This window comes from Marinimicrobium alkaliphilum (genome assembly GCF_003259155.1).
In the GTDB taxonomy this organism is placed as follows: Bacteria; Pseudomonadota; Gammaproteobacteria; order Pseudomonadales; family Cellvibrionaceae; genus Marinimicrobium_A; species Marinimicrobium_A alkaliphilum.
Genome location: NZ_QGMQ01000004.1, coordinates 361449 through 381768, shown reverse-complemented (window position 1 = coordinate 381768; position 20320 = coordinate 361449). Strand labels below are relative to the sequence as shown.

The window sequence follows — 20320 nt, the reverse complement described above, 5'->3', positions numbered from 1 at the left end:
CACTTTGTTTCCAGTAGGTCGGATTAGCCCTAAAGGTGTAATCCGACACCTGAGGCACCGATACCGACTGGAACTACCCAAGCCCAATCGATTTAATGCCTCAACGCAAACAACGCCGAAATAAATTCACTGCCATCTGGTAACACTGCAACGCCAATTCCGGGTCGTACCGTTCGCCCTCGTCACGCATAAACGCATGCTGACCGTTGACTTCCACCCAACTGAACTGACACCCGGCCTTGCGCAAGGCCTCGTTGATCTGCGCTCGTGGCGCATCCGGCACGTGAGGATCCTGGCGGCCCCAAATCATCAGCAATTCGCCTCGGATTTCGTCGGCGCGCGCCAGCGTCTGGTCGGCGTCGGGGGCGGGCAGGGTATTGGAATGCAGGTCGGTCGCGTAGAGGCAGCAGGCCGCCTTGAGAGCAGGGTTGAGCGCGGCGCGAAAGGCCAGGTGTCCGCCCAGACACACCCCCATGCTGCCGACACTGCCGGCGTAATAGGGCTGTTGCTCAAGAAAGTCGACCATTGCCACGGTATCGCTGTCGTGGTCCTTAAGAGGCTTGGCGAATTTGTCAGCATTGCCTTTGTCCTTACCTGCATCGTCATAGCCCAGCACCGTGCCAATCGGGTTGAGTTCGTGCGCCACCTCCGGCACCAACACCACAAATCCGTGCCCGGCCATGATCGCGGCGGAGCGGGCGATGGGCGCTGTCTGCTGGAAAATTTCGGAATAAAAAATAATGGCCGGGTAACGGCCGTCGGCTACCGGTCGGTATACGTAGGTGCGCATGGTGCCGGTAGCGGTGTTCAGGTCAACGTAATCGTTTTGGATGATCATCGTGGTTCTGCCCGGTCAGTCTTGTCAGGTCAACGGGGATGGCTCCCCGCGCTTTGGGCCATGCTAGCGGCCCGCTGCTGGAGACGCAAGAAGCCCTAGTGAATAATAAAAAAGCCCGCCGGGTGAGCGGCGGGCTTTTCGGTACTACGGGAGCCGTCGGGCGTTATACGGCAACGCTTTCGATCTGAACCGCAGCGATGCGCTTACCTTCGTCAGCTGACTTCTGGTATTCCTCAATCTCGTTAAAGTTGAGGTAGCGATAGATATCGCTCGCCATGCTGTTCAGGCCCTGGGTGTACTCCAGGTACTCCGCAGGCGTGGGCAGCTTGCCAGTGATGGCGGCCACTGCCGCCAGCTCGGCGGATGACAGGTACACGTTGGCACCTTGTCCCAGACGGTTCGGGAAGTTACGTGTGGAGGTAGACACCACGGTAGAGTTCGGAGCCACGCGTGCCTGGTTACCCATACACAGGGAGCAGCCCGGCATCTCCGTGCGCGCGCCCTTGCGACCAAAGATGTTGAAGTAACCTTCTTCCATCAGTTGGTGCTCGTCCATCTTGGTGGGCGGCGCAATCCACAGGCGGGTGGCCAGTTCTTCCTTGCTGGCGTCGAGCAGTTTGCCCGCAGCACGGAAGTGGCCGATATTGGTCATGCACGAACCGATAAAGACCTCGTCGATCTTGGTGTTCTGAACGTCGGACAGCTTCTTGACGTCGTCCGGGTCGTTCGGGCACGCCAGCAGGGGCTCGGTCACTTCCGCCAGATCGATCTCGATGACCTCGGCGTATTCGGCATCCGCATCGGCTTCCATCAGTTCCGGATTCTCCAGCCACTCTTCCATCTTGCGTGCACGACGCTCCAAGGTACGGACATCGCCGTAACCCTGTTCGATCATCCAGCGCAACATGGTGATGTTGGATTTCAGGTACTCAATGATGGGCTCTTTGCCCAGCTTGATGGTACAGCCGGCGGCAGAGCGCTCGGCCGAGGCATCGGAAATCTCAAAGGCTTGCTCGACTTTCAGATCCGGCAGGCCTTCCACTTCCAGAATGCGACCGGAGAAGATGTTTTTCTTGCCCTTCTTCTCAACGGTCAGCAAGCCCTTCTGAATGGCGTAGTAGGGGATGGCATTGACCAGGTCGCGCAGGGTGATACCCGGCTGCATTTCGCCTTTGAAGCGCACCAGCACCGACTCGGGCATATCCAGCGGCATCACGCCGGTGGCGGCAGCAAAGGCCACCAGGCCGGAACCGGCCGGGAAGGAAATGCCGAGCGGGAAGCGGGTGTGGGAGTCGCCGCCGGTGCCCACGGTATCGGGCAGCAGCATGCGGTTCAGCCAGCTGTGGATGATGCCGTCGGCCGGGCGCAGAGATACACCGCCGCGGGTCATGATGAAGTCGGGCAGGGTGTGTTGGGTGTCGATGTCTACCGGCTTGGGGTAGGCCGCCGTGTGGCAGAAAGACTGCATGGTCAGGTCGGCGGAGAAGCCAAGGCAGGCCAGGTCTTTCAGTTCGTCGCGGGTCATGGGGCCGGTGGTGTCCTGGGAACCGACGGTGGTCATGTAGGGTTCGCAGTAGGTGCCCGGGCGCACGCCTTCGATACCGCAGGCCTTGCCCACCATTTTCTGGGCCAGGGTGTAGCCTTTGCCGGTGTCTTTGGGCTGCTCGGGTCTGCGGAACAGGGTAGAGGGCGCCAGGCCGAGGGACTCGCGCGCTTTGCCGGTGAGTCCGCGACCGATGATCAGGGGAATCCGGCCGCCGGCCTGTACTTCGTCCAGGAGTACGTCAGACTTGAGGCCGAACTCGCAGATCAGCTCGCCGGTTTCGCCGTTAAGGATTTTGCCCTCGTAGGGGCGAACTTCGATCACGTCGCCCATGTTCAGGTCGTCGACCGGGGCTTCAAATACCAGCGCGCCCGCATCTTCCATGGTGTTGTAAAAAATCGGGGCAACCTTGCTGCCAATACAGACACCGCCGGTGCGCTTGTTGGGAACGCCGGGGATATCGTCACCGATGTACCAGAGCACCGAGTTGGTAGCGGACTTGCGTGAAGAACCGGTGCCGACCACGTCACCCACCATGGCGAGGGGATAGCCTTTCTTTTTGAGCTCGTCGATCTGCTTGATCGGGCCAATGGTGCCGGGCTCGTCGGGAGTCAGTCCGTCACGCTCGTTCTTGTACATGGCCAGGGCGTGCAGCGGAATGTCCGGGCGGGACCAGGCATCCTGAGCCGGGGACAGGTCGTCGGTGTTGGTTTCGCCGGTAACCTTAAAGACGGTGAGTTTGATGCTTTCGGGAACGGCGTTGCGTTGGGTAAACCACTCGGCATCGGCCCAGGATTGCATGACACCTTGGGCGTGTGCATTGCCGTTTTTGGCTTTTTCCTCAACATCGTGAAACGCATCAAACATCAGCAGGGTGTGCTTCAGTTCCTCAGCCGCCAGAGGCGCCAGCGTGGCGTCGTCGAGCAGATTGACGAGGGATTCGATGTTGTAACCGCCGTGCATATTGCCCAGCAGCTTTACGGCATTTTCTTTGGTGATCAAGGGGCTTTCAGCTTCGCCTTTGACGATCGCGCTCAGGAACGCGGCTTTGACATAGGCGGCTTCGTCCACGCCAGCGGGCACGCGGTGGGTGATCAGGTCGACCAGGATGGCGTCTTCGCCTGCGGGCGGATTCTTCAGCAGCTCGACCAGGCCGGCGACTTGTTCGGCGCTCAGGGGTTTGGGCGGCACGCCTTCTGCCGCGCGCTCTTCGACGTGTTTACGATAGGCTTCAAGCACGGTTGATTTCCTCTGATTGATGGGTTACTCCCTTGGCAGGATCTCTGCCGCGAGAGGCTATCCATGACCGACATGGATGGCGGCGCCTGGGGCGCAGCGTTATAGGGCGCGCGAATTATACACAAAGCGGCCCCCAGTCCCAAGCGGGCCTTTGCAGAACGAAAGCGTGTTTTGGTGGCGGGGGCTTACATTGACCGGTTTTCAGGCTATGATGTTTGCGCTAACGACATTCGACAATAATTGCCAAGGAGCGCCTTCTATGTTGACGACAACCCGCTATTCACTCATTGCTTTGGCCGCCGCATTGGCCCTTACCGCGTGCGGGGATGGGGCCCGAGTGGCGGAGGAACCGCCTGTTGCTGAGACGCCGGAGCCGGACGCGGTTCCCACCGGTGTTCCCACACCCCCGACCTGGGCTTGCCCCGAGGAGCCCGGTAGGCCGCCGAGCGGCGAGTTGGTGGCCGAACGACTGCCCAATACGGCGCCCGGTCGGGATCAGGCTGGACTCTACGAGGGACCTGCGTGGATCGACGGTGCGCTCTATTTCAGCGACTTCACCTTTGAATCTCATTTTCCCTCCCGTATTCAACGCTTTGACCCGGAAACCGGTGAGCTGACGACCGCAATTGATAACAGCGGCTCCAACGGTGCTGCCATTGACCGAGACGGCTATCTGCTGTCGGCCACCCACGACCTCAAAGCCATTTCTCGTTATAACCCGCATACCGGCGACCGTGAGTTGATTGTGAATGAGTTTGAAGGTGAACCGTTCAATTCCCCCAATGATCTGGTGGTGACCGACGAGGGCGTCATTTTCTTTACCGACCCGGATTTTCAGCGCAGTGCCGGACCGGGCGAGCAGCCCAAGACCCGGGTCTACCGGGTGGCCGAGGACGGTGTGACCGTGGTGGACGAGAGCATGTACAACCCCAATGGTATTGCGTTGTCGCCAGATCAGAACGTGCTTTATGTCTCCGGTGACATGGAAGATGGGGTGCTGCGCCGCTACCCGTTGGTGGATGGCGTGCCGGGGGAGGGTGAGGATATCGCGTCGCTGTCCACGCCCGATGGGATTGCCATTGATTGTCTGGGGAATATCTACGCCACCGAGCACACGAGACAGCGTATCCAGGTATTTACCCCTGACGGCGACTCGATCGCGACCATCGCCATCGATGCCAATATCACCAATGCCGCATTTGGTGGCGCGGACCGCAAGACCCTCTACATCACCGGCGCGGGCGCGCTCTGGGCTATCGAGCTCGATATTGCGGGTTACCCCTATTAGACGCGCTGGCGTCGGCGTCAGACTTTCGATCCGCTTGCCGCGGGTCGAGCTCACTAGGGTATAATGCCTCGGAATTCGAGAGCGAGATGTCATGTCCCTGTTTGCACCCGTAAAAACCCCTTGCGTGGGCGTCTGCTCCACCGGTATTGGCGACAGTGTCTGCCGGGGTTGCAAGCGATTTGCCCATGAGGTCATTGACTGGAACGTTTACGACCAATCCGAGAAGCGGTTGATTGCTCAGCGCTTGGAGAGCTTCCTGGTGCAGGTGGTGAGTTATTACCTGGCAGTGAGCGACGAGCGACTGCTGTACGAGCAGATCTCCCACCAGCAGGTCCGTTTTCGTGAGGAGCAAAGTCCCTACACGTGGGTATTTGATCTGCTCAAGGCCGGCGCCAATCAGATCCAGGATCTTCGGCACTATGGATTAGAACGGGCGTCAGGGGGGCAGGGCATGGCACTGCCGGCCATTCGTGATGCCATTGATCAGGACTTCTACACCCTTTCGTGCGCTCACTATGAGCGCTATGTGTTGCCCGGGTTGCCAAGGCCGGCGGGTGAGCAATCGTCGACCACTGAGTGATTTAGAATGCAGGATATCAGCCATATTCAAGCCTTTTTGCACTGTGAAACCCCGGACGCCTGGGTGCAGAGTGCGTTGGCGAATGAGCCGTTAATGTTGCTCGATCATGCCAACTGCGAAAAAAAAGCGGCCTCCACGGCACTGACTCTGATGTACCGGTATGTTGATGACTACGACATGATGCACAAGATGTCACGCCTGGCGCGGGAGGAGTTGCGTCATTACGAGCAGGTGATGAGCATTATGCAGGCCCGCGGGATACCCTATGACCAGATTACCCCTGGTCACTACGCGGCGAAGCTACGTAAAAAAGTCCGCACCCATGAGCCGGCGCGCTATATCGACACGTTGATTGTAGGCGCGATAATCGAGGCCCGCTCGTGCGAACGCTTTGCCAGACTGGCACCGTATCTGGATGAGGAGCTACAGAAATTTTATCTGTCGTTGCTCAAATCGGAGGCGCGGCATTACGAGGATTATCTGACGCTGGCGGAGCGAGCAGCGGAAGGGGAATCGATTGATGCCCGAGTACAGGAGTTTCTGGCTTTTGAACGCACCCTGATCGAGTCCCAGGACACCGAGTTCCGCTTCCACTCGGGCGTCCCTGCTCTCCAGTAGGATCGAGCTTTCCCGTAGGTCGGATTAGCCCGAAGGGCGTAATCCGACAAAACTCAGGTCACTTTTCTAGCTCTCTAATTCTCAAGCCCTCAAATCCGCCAATCCTGCAATTCCAGTCGACCCTCGTCGGCATAGACACACCAGCCCTTATCATGCCAGTCACCGAGCACAATACGCTCGGCGCTGCGTCCGTCGATTCCTAGCGGGTGGCGGGCCGGGCGGTGGGTGTGACCGTGAATCATCCGGGTCACCAGCGCATCACGCATCACCCGCACGACGTCTTCAGGTGTCACGTCCATGATGTCTTCGGCCTTCAGGCTGTTCATGCTCGCACTTTGCTCTCGCAACTGCTGAGCCATAGCACGGCGCACTGTGAGCGGTTGAGACAGAATCTGTTGCTGCCACTCCGGCGAGCGGACCTGCTGACGGAAAGCCATGTACTCGCGATCCTGGGTGCACAACTCGTCTCCGTGCATCAGTAGCGTGTGAGTGCCGTAGAGGTCGATCACGGTGCCGCCGGGGATCAAGCTGGCACCACAGCGCTTGGCGTAGTCATGGCCAATCAGAAAATCCCGGTTGCCGTGCATCAGAAATATTTCAGTGCCAGCTGCAGAGACCTTTGCCAAGGCTTTGGCGACGTCTGTCGCCAAAGCACTGTCGTCGTCGTCACCGATCCAGGCGTCGAAGAAATCACCCAAAATGTAGAGTGCATGGGCGTCCGAGGCTCGCGTCTGCAGAAAATCATAGAACGCCTCGGTCACGGCCGGGCGGCTTTCGTGCAGATGCATATCGGAAATGAACAGAGTCGGCATAACGGCTCCCGGGTAGCTCAGTGCATGTCAGGCAACGGTGACTTTCTCGATGGTCACCGGCTGAACCGGCACATCGCTGTGATAGCCCTGAGTGCTGGTCTTCACTTTGCGAATTTTGTCGACCACATCCATGCCTTCGGTCACTTTACCGAAAACGCAGTAACCCCAGCCCTGCATGTTCTTGCCTGTATGGTTGAGGAAATTGTTGTCTTTTACATTGATGAAAAATTGTGCGGTGGCGCTGTGGGGGTCATTGGTGCGTGCCATGGCGACGGTGCCGGTGTCGTTCTTGAGGCCGTTGTCGGCTTCGTTCTGGATCGGCTCACGCGTGGCTTTTTGTTCCATATCTTCAGTCATGCCGCCGCCTTGAACCATAAATCCGTCAATAACGCGATGAAAAATGGTACCGGTGTAGAAACCGTCTTCGGCGTACTGTTTAAAGTTGGCAGCGGTTTTGGGCGCCTTGTCAAAATCCAGTTCAAGTACGATGTCGCCGTAGTTGGTGTGCAGAGTAATCATGGGTGTATCCTCGGAAAAAGCGCCATGATAGATTTTCTCGCCTGAGGCGGCAACACTGTGTTACAAATAAGCCACTGATTTTTCACGAAATGGAGAGATTATGCGGGCAACAGGCGGGCAAGGGCGGTTCCTCGTCCTGGAGGGCACCGAGGGGGTGGGCAAGAGCACCAACCTGGCGTTTGTGCGCCAGTGGCTGGAAGCCCGGGGGCTGGACGTGGTGGTCACCCGTGAGCCCGGTGGCACGCCCCTGGCAGAAGAGGTGCGCGAACTGCTGTTGGCCCCCAGAGAGGAGACGGTGGTGCCCACCGCCGAGTTATTGCTGATTTTTGCCGCCCGTGCCCAGCACCTGGCCCAGGTCATTGAACCCGCCCTGGCGCGGGGTGCATGGGTGTTGTGCGACCGCTTTACCGATGCCACTTATGCTTATCAGGGCGGTGGCCGGGGTTTGGATACCGGTGTCATTGCCCAGCTTGAGACCCTGGTGCAGGGGGAGCGTCGTCCGGATCTGACGCTGGTCCTGGATATCGAGCCGGCACAAGGGCTGGCCCGGGCCAGCCGCCGGGGCGCACTGGATCGGTTCGAGAGCGAGGAAATTGCCTTTTTTGAGCGCGTACGGGCCGCCTATCGTGCGCGTGCGCAGGCGGCGCCAGAGCGCTATGCTTTGGTGGATGCCGGACTGCCTCTGGCGGACGTCCAGGCGGCGATTGACGCCCAATTGACCGTCTTGTTGACCTGAAATCGGGCGCCGCTGCCACAGGTGTCGGATTACGCCCTTCGAGCTAATGCGACCTACATGAAACGGTGTGCCATTGTTGGCGTAGGTCGGATTAGGCGCAGCCGTAATCCGACACCTGTGGCGCATTACGAGAACACGGAGTCACCCCATGACTGATGAACCCCTGATTCTGTCCATCGACCAAGGCACCACCAGCAGCCGGGCGATTCTCTTTGATACCCGCGGTCGGGTGGTTGCTGCGGCCCAGCAGAGTTTCCCGCTCTATCAGCCCCAGTCCGGCTGGGTTGAGCAGGATCCGGAAGAAATCTGGGACTCGGTGGTGAAAGTCGTCCGGGAGGTTCTGGCAGAGGCTGACACGCTCAATCGCCCGGTGATGGGTATCGGTATCACCAACCAGCGGGAAACCACCCTGGTGTGGGAGCGTAAAACCGGCAAGGCCATTCACAACGCGATCGTGTGGCAGGACAGGCGCACGGCCGGCGCCTGTCACGAGTTGGCTGCGCGGGGGGAAGAGGAGACGGTTCGCGCCAAGACCGGGCTGCTGCTCGATCCTTATTTCTCAGCGACGAAAGTTGCCTGGTTGCTGGACAATGTAGACGGCGCTCGGGCTCGGGCTGAAGCCGGCGAATTGGCCTTTGGCACGATCGACAGCTTTCTGATCTGGCGTCTGACCGGTGGCGAGCGCCATGTCACCGATGCCACCAACGCCTCGCGTACCAATCTGTTCAATATTCACACGCAGGCGTGGGACGAAGCGCTGCTCGATCTCTTTAATGTACCGGCCGCGCTGTTGCCCGACGTGTTTGACTGTGCGGCGGATTTTGGCACTACAGCGGTGTCAATACTCGACACCGAGCTGCCTATTCTCGGGGTCGCAGGGGACCAGCAGGCGGCCACGATCGGGCAAGGGTGTTTTGCGCCGGGGGACTGCAAAAGCACGTACGGCACTGGCTGCTTTGTCATGGCGAATACCGGCACTGAGGCGGTGGCGAGCCGTCACCGGTTGCTGACCACGGTAGCCTACCGGTTGAAGGGCGTAGTCCACTATGCCATTGAAGGTTCGATTTTTAATGCCGGTTCAGTGGTGCAATGGCTGCGCGACGATGTGCAGATTATTGACAGCGCTGAGCAAACGGAAGCGCTGGCGAAGTCGGTGTCGGACACCGGTGGCGTGTACTTGGTGCCGGCGTTTACCGGCCTGGGTGCACCTCACTGGAACCCGGATGTGCGCGGGGCGGTGTTCGGACTGACCCGGGCCAGCGGCAAGGCGCAGTTGGTGCGCGCGGCACTGGAATCTGTTTGCTATCAGACGCGGGACCTGCAGGAAGCCTATGCAGGTGATGGCATTGCGTTTACCCGCTTGCGGGTCGATGGGGGGATGGCGGTCAACAACTGGTTGTGTCAGTTTCTCGCCGACATGTTGGAGGTTGAGGTCGAGCGGCCTGTGCATTTTGAAACCACGGCCCAAGGGGTGAGTTTCCTGGTGGCACTGCAGGCTGGGCTGATCGAGTCAATCGAGGTTGCCGCCGCGTGGCGAGAGGTGGATCGGGTGTTCAAACCGCAAATGGATGCGAAGGTGCGCAAGGCGCACCTGGCTGGCTGGGAACAGGCCGTTGGTCAGTTGTTGGCTGGGGCATGACGCCATCAAGCCAGTTGCCTCAGGTGTCGGATTAGGCGCAGCCGCCATCCGACCCCCGAGGCACTTGCCTAGAAGCGAAGTCCCAACTGCACAGAACCACCGTAAGTGTTGTTGTCACCCACCAATCCGGCAATGTCCAGGTTGATCACATTAAACGGCGACAGGCCCAAACCGATCGAGTAGGTATCTTCCAGGGTGTCGCTCAAATCCCGCTGGAACCCTGCACGCAGTTGAGCCCAGCGCCAGGCATCAAAGGTAAAGCCGGCGCGCAGCATCTGGGTGTCGCCCTGCAGGGCAAAGTTGGGCACCGCGTTCAGATCCATGGCGACTTCGGCGCTAAACCAGCCGCGATCGTAACCGACGGCCGCCGTGGATTGGGTTTTGATCTCAACCCGCTCGCCGTGAATGCTACGAGTACTAAAGCTTTTGCTGACCATATCGCGCATCACAAAACCGTAACTCAGGTCGCCCATCTGATAGGTTACCCCTACATCCAGGTTCATCATGCTGTCTGAACGGGTGTAGTCGTTTGCATCCAGATCGTCGGAGTCGAAGTCCGCAACTTGGGCGGTGTAGACGATGGATTCAACGTACATGCGCTTGGGCATCACGCCCACCAACAGGCGGCTGTCTTCGGTTTCCATAAAGGCGCGCGCCAGATTGATCCCCACCTCGGTAATGATGGTGCCGCGGGCGTTGACTTCCGAGAAGAGGTCATCGGTGCGGAAGCTGGTGTCTTGCTCAACAGCGGCGTCGATAACGTCGAAGTCGGTTTCATCAATATCCGGCGTTGCACTGATATTGGCGCGGGTGCGTGCCACCAGGGCAGCGGAGGCGAAACGGTTGGGGATCGCGATCAGGCCGTTGGCGCCCATACCGACAAATACAGTTTTGTTGTCCACTGCGCGCAAACGGCTTTTGAGTTCTTCGCCCTGGGGCTCGGTCAAGTCGTCATTGGGACGGTTATCGAGGAAGTCGATATAGTCCTCCAGCTCTTCCAAAGCGTCGATCAGGTCATCCCGGTCGGTGGCCATGACCCCGAAGTTACCCGCCATGGCGAAATCGTCGTTGGGCCCATAGTTGGCGCCCATGCTCGGGTTCAGCAGCAGTGAGTCGCGGTAGTTACCGGTGACCACAGCGGCACCGGAGACAGCAGTGTTACGGCCGTTGAAGTAATCGCTGGCGGCGGCCGGAAAGGCCATAGCGGTCAGAGAGAGGGCAATAAGCGTCTTTTTCATGGGGTATCCTGATTGGGCTCGTGGTGATTGCGTGTCAACGGTGGTACCTATATGTGGATTATTATGCCACAGTGTCGGGCTTTGCACAGAGTCTTGCAATAACCTATATGGGTGAAATCGGCCTTTTCTGCAAAAACTTGACGCACCGTTGGCTAAAAAGCCGGACTCAGAGCCAAATCCAACCGATCGCCGGTTGCGGGATGTGCAAAGCCGATGGTTCGTGCCTGAAGCAAGAGCCGTTCGCCGGCCGCCTGTTGACGGGCATCGCCATAGAGCTGATCCCCGAGGATCGGGTGTCCCAGGGCGAGCATATGCACCCGCAACTGATGGGAGCGGCCGGTGACTGGGCTCAGGGCCACCCGTGTGCAAAGGGCCTCATGATCGCGCTCCAGAACGCGGTAGTGGGTCAGGGCGGCCTTGCCGTGCTCGTGATCCACCTTTTGCCGAGGGCGATTGGGCCAGTCGCAGATCAGTGGCAACTCGACGCTGCCCTGGTCTTCCGCCACAAGACCGTCGACCACGGCAAGGTAGGTTTTATCGACCGTGCGGGCCTGAAACTGCATGGACAGAGCCCTCTGGGCGGGATAGCTCAGGGCAATCAGCACCAGTCCGGAGGTGGGCTGGTCGAGCCGGTGGACGATACGGGCGTTGGGGTAATCGGCCAGAACCCTGTTGATCAGGCAATCCTGCTTGTCCGGACCCTTGCCCGGGACGGTGAGCAACCCGGAGGGTTTGTCGACCACCAGCAACTGGGAGTCAGCATAAACGATAGCCAGCGGGGGGTGGGTCATGGGTTGTCCTGAAGGTCAAAGGCGGGCGATTATCGCAAAAAAGAGACGCCCTTGGTAAGCTTGCGGCCAAAGTACCCCGGGCCGAAGCCCGGCCCGGCAGCGCAAACGTTGGAGTTCAAACGCCCGATGAGTGATTTTCCCGCCTATCCTTACCCGTGGCAACAGTCCCTGTGGCGCCAGCTGGATGCCCAGATTGAGGCGGGCAAGCTGCCCCATGCCCTGCTGTTGGCAGGACCGCCGGGGATCGGGAAACGCCACCTGGCGGAGGCTTTGACTCAACGTTTGCTATGCCAGCAACCCAGCAGCGGCAGCGCCTGCGGGCGCTGCCGCACCTGTGAACTGAATCGGGCGGGCACTCACCCGGATCGCTTGCTGATGACCCCGGAGGAGGGCAGTCGGGCCATCAAGGTGGATCAGGTGCGCCAGGTGATCGATCAGTTGGGTAAAACGGCACAGCAGGGCGGGCGTCGTGTGGTTCTGCTCTATCCCGCCGAGGCGATGAATGTCAACGCGGCCAATGCCCTGCTCAAAGCCCTGGAAGAGCCCGCGCCGGAAACCGTGCTGGTGCTGGTAAGTGACAGCCCCGGCGCGGTATTGCCCACCATTCGCAGCCGCTGTCAGTTGCAGCTGATTCCGGTGCCCCCCGCGGCGCAGGTATTGCCTTGGCTGGAGCCTCTGGTGGCGGGGTCCGAATTGAGCGCCCAGACCTTGTTGGCGAGCGCCCGGGGCGCACCCCTGGCGGCGTTGGCGCTGTTGGCGGGGGACACCCTGGAGCGACGGGCGGAGTGGCAGACGCTGATTGCCCAGCTTTCCCTGGGACAGGTATCGGCGGTAGAAGCAGCGGCCAAGCTGCAAGGCGATGACCTGGACCTCTTTCTGCGCTGGTGGCTGGGCTGGCTGCACGACCTGTGTCGTTGGCAGTTGGGTCTCAAAGTGCCCGTGCTGGCGCAATTGGAGCCCGCTGTCGCCGAACGTTTGCAGTTGGCGGCGCCAAGCCTCTTGCAGCGGTATCAGGAAAAGCTGCTCGGGGTGCGCAAGCAACTGCGCAATGGCGCCAACCCGAACAAACCGCTGGTTCTGGAGGAGGCAATGATGGACTGGACCGCGATTTTGCGCGCCAGTGCACGCAACGCGGCTGGACAGGCTTAAAGCAATGCAGTAACTTTGTCTGGTAACGGGCTGTGGGACAACAGCTTTCACGGCTATCTGCACAGGGACAGGCGATAACACCGAACCAACACCGGGATAAACGATGCAAGCGCTAGGCGGTGCCCGCAACGGGCTGCTCTCTCTGACCATCAAAGATAAAGCCGTGCTCTACGCGGCCTATATGCCGTTTGTAAAGAACGGCGGCCTGTTTATTCCTACCGGCAAGTCCTACAAGTTGGGGGACGAGGTGTTCATGCTTTTGAGCCTGATGGATGAACCCGAAAAAATTCCCGTGGCGGGGCGTGTGGTTTGGATAACGCCTAAAGGGGCCCAGGGCAACCGCGCTGCCGGTATCGGCGTTCAGTTCAGCGACCAGGACAATACCGCCGTCAGCAAAATCGAGAATTACCTTGCCGGCACCCTCGAGTCCGAGCGCCCGACACACACTATGTAACGTTCTTCCCTCCTTGGTCGATGTACGCGACAACTCCCCCGCAACGACCAAAAAATGGCACAATACGGCCCCTGTATTCATTTTTGCCAGCAACACCGACTTCGAAGGAGCCCCATGCTAGTTGACTCCCACTGCCATCTGGATCGTCTCAAACTCGAACCGTACGACGGCGACTTGGGCGCGGCCATAGCGGCCGCCCGGGCCCGGGACATTCAGCAGCTACTGTGTATCGGTATCAGCCTGGAGAACATTCCCACCGTCATGGCGATTGCTCAGACGCATCCGGAAGTGGTCTGTTCGGTGGGCGTGCACCCCTGTGATGTCAAATCCGGCACCGCCAGTCTGGAGCAGTTGCTCACTTGGGCGAATAAGGACAAGGTTGTCGCCTTTGGTGAGACCGGGCTGGATTACCACTATGAAACCGAGAGTGCCGAGCTTCAACAAGAGAGTTTTGCGCTGCATCTGGAGGCGGGTAAACAGGCGGGTTTGCCAGTGGTGGTGCACACTCGCGACGCTCAGGAGGACACCCTGCGCCTGATTCGCGAGCACGCCAGCGAAACCCACGCCGGTGTGCTGCACTGCTTTACCGAGGATTGGGCCATGGCCAGTCGGGCACTGGATATGAACTTTTATGTATCCATGTCCGGTATCGTGACCTTCAAAAATGCCAAGCAGGTACAGGAAGTGGCGCAGAAGGTACCTATCGACCGGCTGCTGGTCGAGACTGACTCCCCCTATTTGGCGCCGGTGCCTTACCGGGGCAAACCCAATGAGCCGCGTATGGTGCGCGAAGTGGCCGAATACGTCGCTGAGCTGCGGGGCATCGCGTTCGAGGAGCTTGCCGAGCGGACCACTGAGAACTTCTATCGGCTCTTCCCCCGAGCCAAAGACCATTTACCCCACTGACGGGGGCAATTAAGGACTCCTATGAGCAATCAGGACACCCGCATCCAGCAGATGCACACGATGCTGAATCTGCAGAACAGTATGAATACCAAGGTCAATACCGACTGGCGCAACCAGGGTTTTGAGTGGTACCGGGCCATTTGGGTGGAGTGCGCGGAGTTGATGGATCACTACGGCTGGAAGTGGTGGAAGCATCAGACCCCGGACACTGAACAGGTCGCGCTGGAGTTGATCGATATCTGGCATTTTGGCCTGAGCATACTGCTTCAAAGTGGTGCCTCTGATGAAGTATTGGCACGCCAGTTGGCCGAGCGCCTGGTGGTGCACACCGACAGCGCAGATTTTCGGTTGGATCTGGAAGCGTTTACCGCAGCCACTCTGAATGACAAACAGTTTCATATCGGCCTGTTCGGCCGTTTGATGGCGGGGGTAGGGATGACGCCTGAGCAGCTCTATCGGGGCTACGTGGGCAAAAACGTGCTCAATTTCTTCCGTCAGGATCACGGCTACAAGGATGGCAGCTACCGCAAGCAGTGGCACGATGGTCGTGAGGACAACGAGCATTTGGTGGAAGTGGTGCAGAGCCTGGATGCGGCCACTGCCAGCTTCAAAGACGATGTCTACCAGGCGTTGAGTGAGCGGTACCGATAGCGCTTCCCGAGGCGCCTATACCTGTCAGGGCGGCGCTGCGCGGCTGGTTTTCACTCGCCATAATCCTCTATAATACCGGCCCACCATACACCGGCTCCGCAGAAGGCCGGGACAACATATACCTTGGCAGTGCCCCGGACAACCCGGTTCGCCCGGCGCTGATCGCATTTTCAACCCAAATGGAGAACCACTGTGAAAGCACCCGTAAGAGTTACCGTCACTGGCGCCGCTGGCCAAATCAGCTACTCCCTGCTGTTCCGTATCGCTGCTGGCGAAATGCTGGGTAAAGACCAGCCCGTGATTCTGCAATTGCTGGAAATCACCCCGGCGCTGAAAGCGCTGCAAGGCGTGGCTATGGAGCTGGACGATTGCGCCTTCCCGCTGCTGGCCGGCATGGTGTGCACCGATGACCCGAACGTGGCTTTCAAAGACAGCGATTACGCGCTGCTGGTGGGTGCTCGCCCGCGTGGCCCCGGGATGGAGCGTAAAGACCTGCTCGAAGCCAACGCCAAAATCTTCTCTGTTCAGGGTAAAGCGATCAACGACGTCGCCTCACGCGCTATTAAAGTGCTGGTCGTGGGCAACCCGGCCAACACCAACGCCCTGATTGCCCAGCGCAACGCACCGGATATCGATCCCCGTCAGTTTACCGCCATGACCCGCCTGGATCACAACCGTGCTCTGACCCAGCTGGCGCAGAAGACCGGGCAGTCCATCAATGATATTACCCATCTGACCATTTGGGGCAATCACTCCTCGACCCAATACCCGGACATTCACCAGGCCAAAGTCGCCGGCAAAAACGCCATCGATCTGGTTGAGCAGTCCTGGTACGAGAACGACTTTATCCCCACCGTGCAGAAGCGTGGCGCAGCCATTATCGAAGCGCGTGGCGCCTCTTCGGCTGCCTCTGCTGCGTCGGCCGCTATCGATCACATGCACGACTGGGCGCTGGGTACTGCTGAAGGTGACTGGACCAGCATGGGTGTCTACAGCGATGGCAGCTATGGCATTGAGAAAGGTCTGATTTACTCTTTCCCCTGCGTTTGCAAGAACGGCGACTGGGAGATTGTGCAGGGCGTTGACGTCAACGACTTCTCGCGTGGCAAGATGACGGCGACCGAGCAGGAGTTGCAGGAAGAGCGTGATGCAGTGAAGGCATTGTTGCCAGCGTAAGCCGGCTGCGGGGCCCGAGAATTTCTTGGGCCCCGTAACGTTTCGGAGCCTCTCCTTAGCTCTCCCCCCAAATCTCCAATTGAGCCTGTCGCGTCTCGCCCGGTGCCAGCGTCCAGGCGTCATCATGCACCGCGCCGCGCTCGACACACACAAATCCCTGCTCGTTACCGGCACCCACATCGGCCATTCCGGCGGCGTTTTCGGGGCCCGGGTTCCAGGTGATCACACTTGGGCAGTTCGCGTGCTCAATATGGATTCTGTGCTCCCCCGTCTCGACCATCAATGGCTCGTCTACACCGGGAAAGGCCCGGTCGACTTCGCCGTTAAACGCCAAATCTTCGGTCAGTGTCTTGCGTGCCAGCTGCGCCAGATTATCCAGATAATCGCGCCCTTTCAGTCCCAGTACCCGCGCTGCCTTCAGGTCTTGTACCGGATGGTAGCTGTGTAGCGCCCAGGTGGTCTCAAAAGGCTTTTCGCCGATGTTGTGGATCGTCAGGTCGAGCTTGATACGTTGATTGAGCACCATCGTCAGGCGCGCGCGAAACGGATGCTCAAAACCCGGATGCCCGGGGCTGTCGAGCGCAAATACCAGAGTCACGCTGCCGTCATCGCTCATGGCCGCCGTCTCCAGTGCCCAGTCTCGGGTGCGCGCAAAGCCATGTTTGGGCTGGCCATCATCCGTTGGGTGAGGGCCAAACCAGGGTAGGCATACCGGGATTCCGCCGCGCAGTGGTTTTCCGGGTGTAAAATCGCAGGCGGGACTCAACCAAAGCAGCGGTGCTTGATTCAGTGCCTGAAAAGACAGCAGTTGCGCCCCTTGCAACGCAATTAGCGCGACGCAGTGGTCTGTTACGACCTGCAGCAGGGGAATACCGGCCCCGCTCGCATCGGACAAAACGTCTGAGCTGTGGGTCAGGCGTAAAAATCGGTGCTCTGCCAGGAGCAGGTCGAGTGAGTTTTGACGGACTGTCATACGCATCTCTTTGTCATTGAAAACCGGGAATCATAGCACAACGACCCCACCAAGCGGATACCGGGCCCCGGATCGAATCGTGACCCGAGGCCATTTGGTCTGGAGAAATGGCCCTCATCCCAGTATCATGCGGGCACAGACAAGCAGTGAAGAGGCGAGTGTGAGCAAGACCCCATTTATGATCGGTCAGCGCTGGGTAAGCGAGGCTGAAGCCGAGTTAGGTTTAGGTATTGTCCTGGAAATGTCCGAGCGCCAGCTGACATTGAGTTTCCCTGCCAGCGGCGAGCGCCGGACCTACGCGACCAAAGGCGCGCCGGTGAGCCGTGTGCGCTACCAGGTGGGTGAGCGGGTCAGCAATCAGGACGGCGCCACAATCACCATTTACGAGGTGCTGGAGCAGAATGGATGCCTCGCTTACCAAGGCAACACCGACAGCGGCGATGCGCTGCTGATTCCCGAATTTGAGCTTGATAGCTTTGTGCAATTCACGACCCCACGGGAACGCCTGTTCGCGGGGCAGATCGATAAACACAAAGATTTTACTCTCCGCTATCAGAGCCTGAACAGTTACTTTAAACACCGGCAGTCACCGGCGTTTGGTCTGGCCGGGCCACGCGTCGACCTGCTGCCTCACCAGATGACCATCGCCCGCCAGGTATCGCGCCGCCATGCGCCTCGGGTGTTGTTGGCGGATGAGGTGGGGCTGGGTAAAACCATCGAGGCGGGCCTGATTCTGCATCAGCAGTTGCAGTCCGGCCAGGTTCAGCGGGCGCTGGTCGTTGTGCCTCAGAGTTTGCAGCACCAGTGGCTGGTGGAAATGCTCCGGCGCTTCAACCTGAGCTTCACCCTGCTCGACGAAGAGCGCTGCCAAAGTCTCTGGAGCCTGGATGATATCGACCCCTCGCTGCTCCCCGATAATGAAGAAATCGTTATTGACGAGGCGGATGACAATCCGTTCGAAAGCGCGCAACTGGTCATCTGTGCACTCGATTTTCTGGTCGCCAATCCCAATCGCCAGCAGCAGGCGCTCGACGCGGGCTGGGATATGTTATTGGTGGATGAGGCTCATCACCTGCAATGGTCGCCTGAGGCGCCCAGCCCCGCCTATCAGTGTGTTGAAGCCCTGGCCCAGGCGATCCCCTCCTGTCTGCTGTTGACGGCGACGCCCGAGCAGTTGGGGCTTGAGAGTCATTTTGCGCGCTTGCGTCTGCTCGACCCGGACCGTTATCACGATTTACAAACATTTATTGCGGAAGAGTCCAGCTATTTTGCCCTCAATCGGGAATTGGATAGCCTGCTCGCGGCACGCAGCGACAGCTCGGGAAAGTTTGCGCCGGAGCACTGGCAGCTGCTGACTGACTATCTGCCGGCGTCGACCTGCGAGCACCTGCAAACTCTGGCCCAATCTGAATCGCTGGCGGCGGCCATCGACAAAGCCGTTGCCTACTTGCTCGATCAGCACGGCACCGGTCGGGTCCTGTTTCGCAATACCCGCAACTCGGTGGCGGGTTTCCCCGAGCGACAGCTGATGCCACATCCGCTGGTCCTTGATGATGAAGCCCTTATGGCTCTGGAGGAGCAGTCGCTCGAAGCGCAGTTGCGCCCGGAGACTTTTTGGGAAACGCATACGGGCGACGATTGGCTGCTTTCCGATCCGCGGGTCGAGTGGTTGACCGAGTTGCTGAAGGCCAATCGGCGTCAGAAAACCCTGGTGATCTGCGCCAGTGCCGATACCGCTTTGGCGCTGGAGCTGCACCTGCGTTTGCGCAAAGGGTTGCCGACCTCGGTCTTTCACGAGGGCATGAGCTTACTGGAGCGGGATCGGGCTGCCGCCTATTTTGCCGATCATGAAGACGGCGCTCAGGTGCTGATCTGTTCGGAAATTGGTAGCGAGGGTCGCAACTTCCAATTCGCCCAGGACCTGGTGCTGTTCGACTTGCCTCTCAACCCGGATCTACTGGAGCAACGCATCGGTCGCCTGGACCGCATTGGTCAGAAAGGCGATATTCGTTTGCATGTGCCTTACTACGAGGACTCGGTGCAGGAAAACCTGCTCAACTGGTATCACCAGGGCATCAACGCCTTTGAGAAAACCTGTGCCATTGGCCAGGCGGTGAAGCTGCATGTGGGGGAGGATTTTACCCGGGTATTGAGCGACGGCGATGAGTCGGAAGTGGCGGCGCTGATCAAAACCACCCGGACCTATGCGAAGGACCTGACCGAAACACTGCAAACCGGTCGCGATCGCTTGCTGGAGATGAACTCCTGTCAGCCGGCGTTGGCGCAATCGCTGATAGCCGAGCTGACACGCATCGATTCCGAAACGGGTGTCGATGACTATCTGGATCGGGTCTGTGACGCCTTTGGTGTTGAGGTCGAGGATCACGGTGAGCACAGTCAGGTTCTGCACCCCGGCAACCATATGCGCGTTTCCCATGTGCCGGGTCTGCTCGATGACGGTATGACGGTCACTACGTCACGCAGCGAAGCTTTGGCGCGCGACGATATGCAGTTTCTGACCTGGGAGCATCCACTGATCCGCGGCGCCCAAGAGCTGATCATCAGCGGCGAGTTTGGGAACACTGCGGTGTGTACGCTCAAGCTGCCACCGCTAAAACCCGGTACGCTGATGGTGGAAGCGGTGTTTGTCCTGAAGTGCACCGCGCCGACACAATTGCAGTTGCCCAAGTACCTGGGCGATTCTCTGGTGCGGGTTCTGCTGGACGATAAAGGCAAGGACCTGGCCGCAGTCCTGGAAATTGGCAAGCTGAGCCAGTTGCTGCAAAAGGTCTCGCGCCCGCAAGCGCAAGAGCTGGTGCGTCATGCACGTCCGGCCTTGACGGAGATGGTCAATCAGGCGGAGCAGAAGGTTCGTCCGCAGCAGGAGACGCTGGTAGCAGCTGCCGTGGCGCAGATGCACGGGGAGTTGACTGATGAGGCGGAGCGTTTGAAGGCGCTGGCGGCTGTGAATCCGAATATTCATCCGGATGAGATTCGCTATTGGGAAGATCGGCGCGAGCAGTCGCGCGGTTTTCTGGAGAGTGCCACGCTGCAGTTGGATTCTGTGCGGGTTATCATGACGGTTTGATATTGTCGCTGGCGGCTTCGTTAGTTTACTCCCGGTGGATTGAAGGGGGGAGACTTTTCAGAGGGGGATACCCACCCAAATA

The 20320-nt window shown here is 59.2% G+C and carries 18 protein-coding genes; 11 read left to right on the top strand and 7 right to left on the bottom strand.

Going from position 1 to position 20320, the window contains the following annotated elements; genetic code table 11:
* Window positions 1-100: 100 nt before the first annotated feature.
* Window positions 101-838 carry a dienelactone hydrolase family protein gene (locus DKW72_RS09060; protein WP_111642022.1) on the bottom strand — a complete coding sequence of 246 codons (738 nt, stop codon included), beginning with the start codon at window positions 836-838 and terminating at the stop codon, window positions 101-103.
* Window positions 839-1001: 163 nt separating this feature from the next.
* Complete coding sequence (acnB, locus tag DKW72_RS09055; RefSeq protein ID WP_111642021.1) at window positions 1002-3620, bottom strand: bifunctional aconitate hydratase 2/2-methylisocitrate dehydratase; 2619 nt, start codon at window positions 3618-3620, stop codon at window positions 1002-1004.
* 259 nt (window positions 3621-3879) lie between these two features.
* Here acnB and DKW72_RS09050 point away from each other — a divergent pair, with 259 nt between their 5' ends.
* The 3 genes from DKW72_RS09050 (at window position 3880) to miaE (ending at window position 6106) form a co-directional block, all read left to right on the top strand.
* Window positions 3880-4908, top strand: coding sequence for an SMP-30/gluconolactonase/LRE family protein (locus DKW72_RS09050; RefSeq protein ID WP_111642020.1), 1029 nt, complete (start codon window positions 3880-3882; stop codon window positions 4906-4908).
* Between the two features lie 91 nt (window positions 4909-4999).
* Window positions 5000-5488 carry a DUF1289 domain-containing protein gene (locus DKW72_RS09045; protein WP_198411287.1) on the top strand — a complete coding sequence of 163 codons (489 nt, stop codon included), beginning with the start codon at window positions 5000-5002 and terminating at the stop codon, window positions 5486-5488.
* A 6-nt stretch (window positions 5489-5494) separates the two neighbouring features.
* Complete coding sequence (gene miaE, locus DKW72_RS09040) at window positions 5495-6106, top strand: tRNA-(ms[2]io[6]A)-hydroxylase (protein WP_111642019.1); 612 nt, start codon at window positions 5495-5497, stop codon at window positions 6104-6106.
* Window positions 6107-6195: 89 nt separating this feature from the next.
* Here miaE and lpxH read toward each other — a convergent pair whose 3' ends face one another.
* Both lpxH and DKW72_RS09030 read right to left on the bottom strand, forming a co-directional pair.
* The gene (lpxH, locus tag DKW72_RS09035; RefSeq protein WP_111642018.1) at window positions 6196-6918 is read right to left on the bottom strand and encodes a UDP-2,3-diacylglucosamine diphosphatase; all 723 of its coding nucleotides are present in this window, start codon (window positions 6916-6918) and stop codon (window positions 6196-6198) included.
* A 27-nt stretch (window positions 6919-6945) separates the two neighbouring features.
* Window positions 6946-7437: a peptidylprolyl isomerase gene (locus DKW72_RS09030; RefSeq protein WP_111642017.1), complete on the bottom strand. Its 492-nt coding sequence runs from the start codon at window positions 7435-7437 to the stop codon at window positions 6946-6948.
* Window positions 7438-7537: 100 nt separating this feature from the next.
* Between DKW72_RS09030 and tmk the strand changes: the two genes are divergently transcribed.
* Both tmk and glpK read left to right on the top strand, forming a co-directional pair.
* Window positions 7538-8173, top strand: a complete 636-nt coding sequence (gene tmk, locus DKW72_RS09025) for a dTMP kinase (RefSeq protein ID WP_111642016.1) — start codon at window positions 7538-7540, stop codon at window positions 8171-8173.
* Between the two features lie 148 nt (window positions 8174-8321).
* On the top strand, window positions 8322-9812 hold the full coding sequence (glpK, locus tag DKW72_RS09020) for a glycerol kinase GlpK (RefSeq protein ID WP_111642015.1): 1491 nt from the start codon (window positions 8322-8324) through the stop codon (window positions 9810-9812).
* A 68-nt stretch (window positions 9813-9880) separates the two neighbouring features.
* On the opposite strand, the gene traF is transcribed toward glpK, so the two are convergent.
* Both traF and DKW72_RS09010 read right to left on the bottom strand, forming a co-directional pair.
* The gene (gene traF, locus DKW72_RS09015) at window positions 9881-11050 is read right to left on the bottom strand and encodes a conjugal transfer protein TraF (RefSeq protein ID WP_111642014.1); all 1170 of its coding nucleotides are present in this window, start codon (window positions 11048-11050) and stop codon (window positions 9881-9883) included.
* 152 nt (window positions 11051-11202) lie between these two features.
* Window positions 11203-11841 carry an RluA family pseudouridine synthase gene (locus DKW72_RS09010; protein WP_111642013.1) on the bottom strand — a complete coding sequence of 213 codons (639 nt, stop codon included), beginning with the start codon at window positions 11839-11841 and terminating at the stop codon, window positions 11203-11205.
* 126 nt (window positions 11842-11967) lie between these two features.
* On the opposite strand from DKW72_RS09010, the gene DKW72_RS09005 reads away from it, so the two are divergent.
* The 5 genes from DKW72_RS09005 to DKW72_RS08985 all read left to right on the top strand — a co-directional run bounded on the left by DKW72_RS09005 (window position 11968) and on the right by DKW72_RS08985 (window position 16177).
* A complete protein-coding gene (locus tag DKW72_RS09005; RefSeq protein ID WP_111642012.1) occupies window positions 11968-12990 on the top strand; it encodes a DNA polymerase III subunit delta' in 1023 nt (340 codons plus the stop codon).
* Between the two features lie 103 nt (window positions 12991-13093).
* On the top strand, window positions 13094-13444 hold the full coding sequence (locus DKW72_RS09000) for a PilZ domain-containing protein (protein ID WP_111642011.1): 351 nt from the start codon (window positions 13094-13096) through the stop codon (window positions 13442-13444).
* A 114-nt stretch (window positions 13445-13558) separates the two neighbouring features.
* Window positions 13559-14350, top strand: coding sequence for a TatD family hydrolase (locus DKW72_RS08995; protein WP_111642010.1), 792 nt, complete (start codon window positions 13559-13561; stop codon window positions 14348-14350).
* A 21-nt stretch (window positions 14351-14371) separates the two neighbouring features.
* Entirely contained in the window at window positions 14372-15001 is a 630-nt protein-coding gene (locus DKW72_RS08990; protein ID WP_111642009.1) for a dUTP diphosphatase, read from the top strand.
* Window positions 15002-15193: 192 nt separating this feature from the next.
* Window positions 15194-16177, top strand: coding sequence for a malate dehydrogenase (locus tag DKW72_RS08985; RefSeq protein ID WP_111642008.1), 984 nt, complete (start codon window positions 15194-15196; stop codon window positions 16175-16177).
* A 55-nt stretch (window positions 16178-16232) separates the two neighbouring features.
* On the opposite strand, the gene DKW72_RS08980 is transcribed toward DKW72_RS08985, so the two are convergent.
* The gene (locus DKW72_RS08980) at window positions 16233-17150 is read right to left on the bottom strand and encodes a D-hexose-6-phosphate mutarotase (protein ID WP_232522361.1); all 918 of its coding nucleotides are present in this window, start codon (window positions 17148-17150) and stop codon (window positions 16233-16235) included.
* A gap of 160 nt (window positions 17151-17310) precedes the next feature.
* Between DKW72_RS08980 and rapA the strand changes: the two genes are divergently transcribed.
* Window positions 17311-20238 carry an RNA polymerase-associated protein RapA gene (rapA, locus tag DKW72_RS08975; RefSeq protein ID WP_232522360.1) on the top strand — a complete coding sequence of 976 codons (2928 nt, stop codon included), beginning with the start codon at window positions 17311-17313 and terminating at the stop codon, window positions 20236-20238.
* Window positions 20239-20320 lie beyond the last annotated feature (82 nt).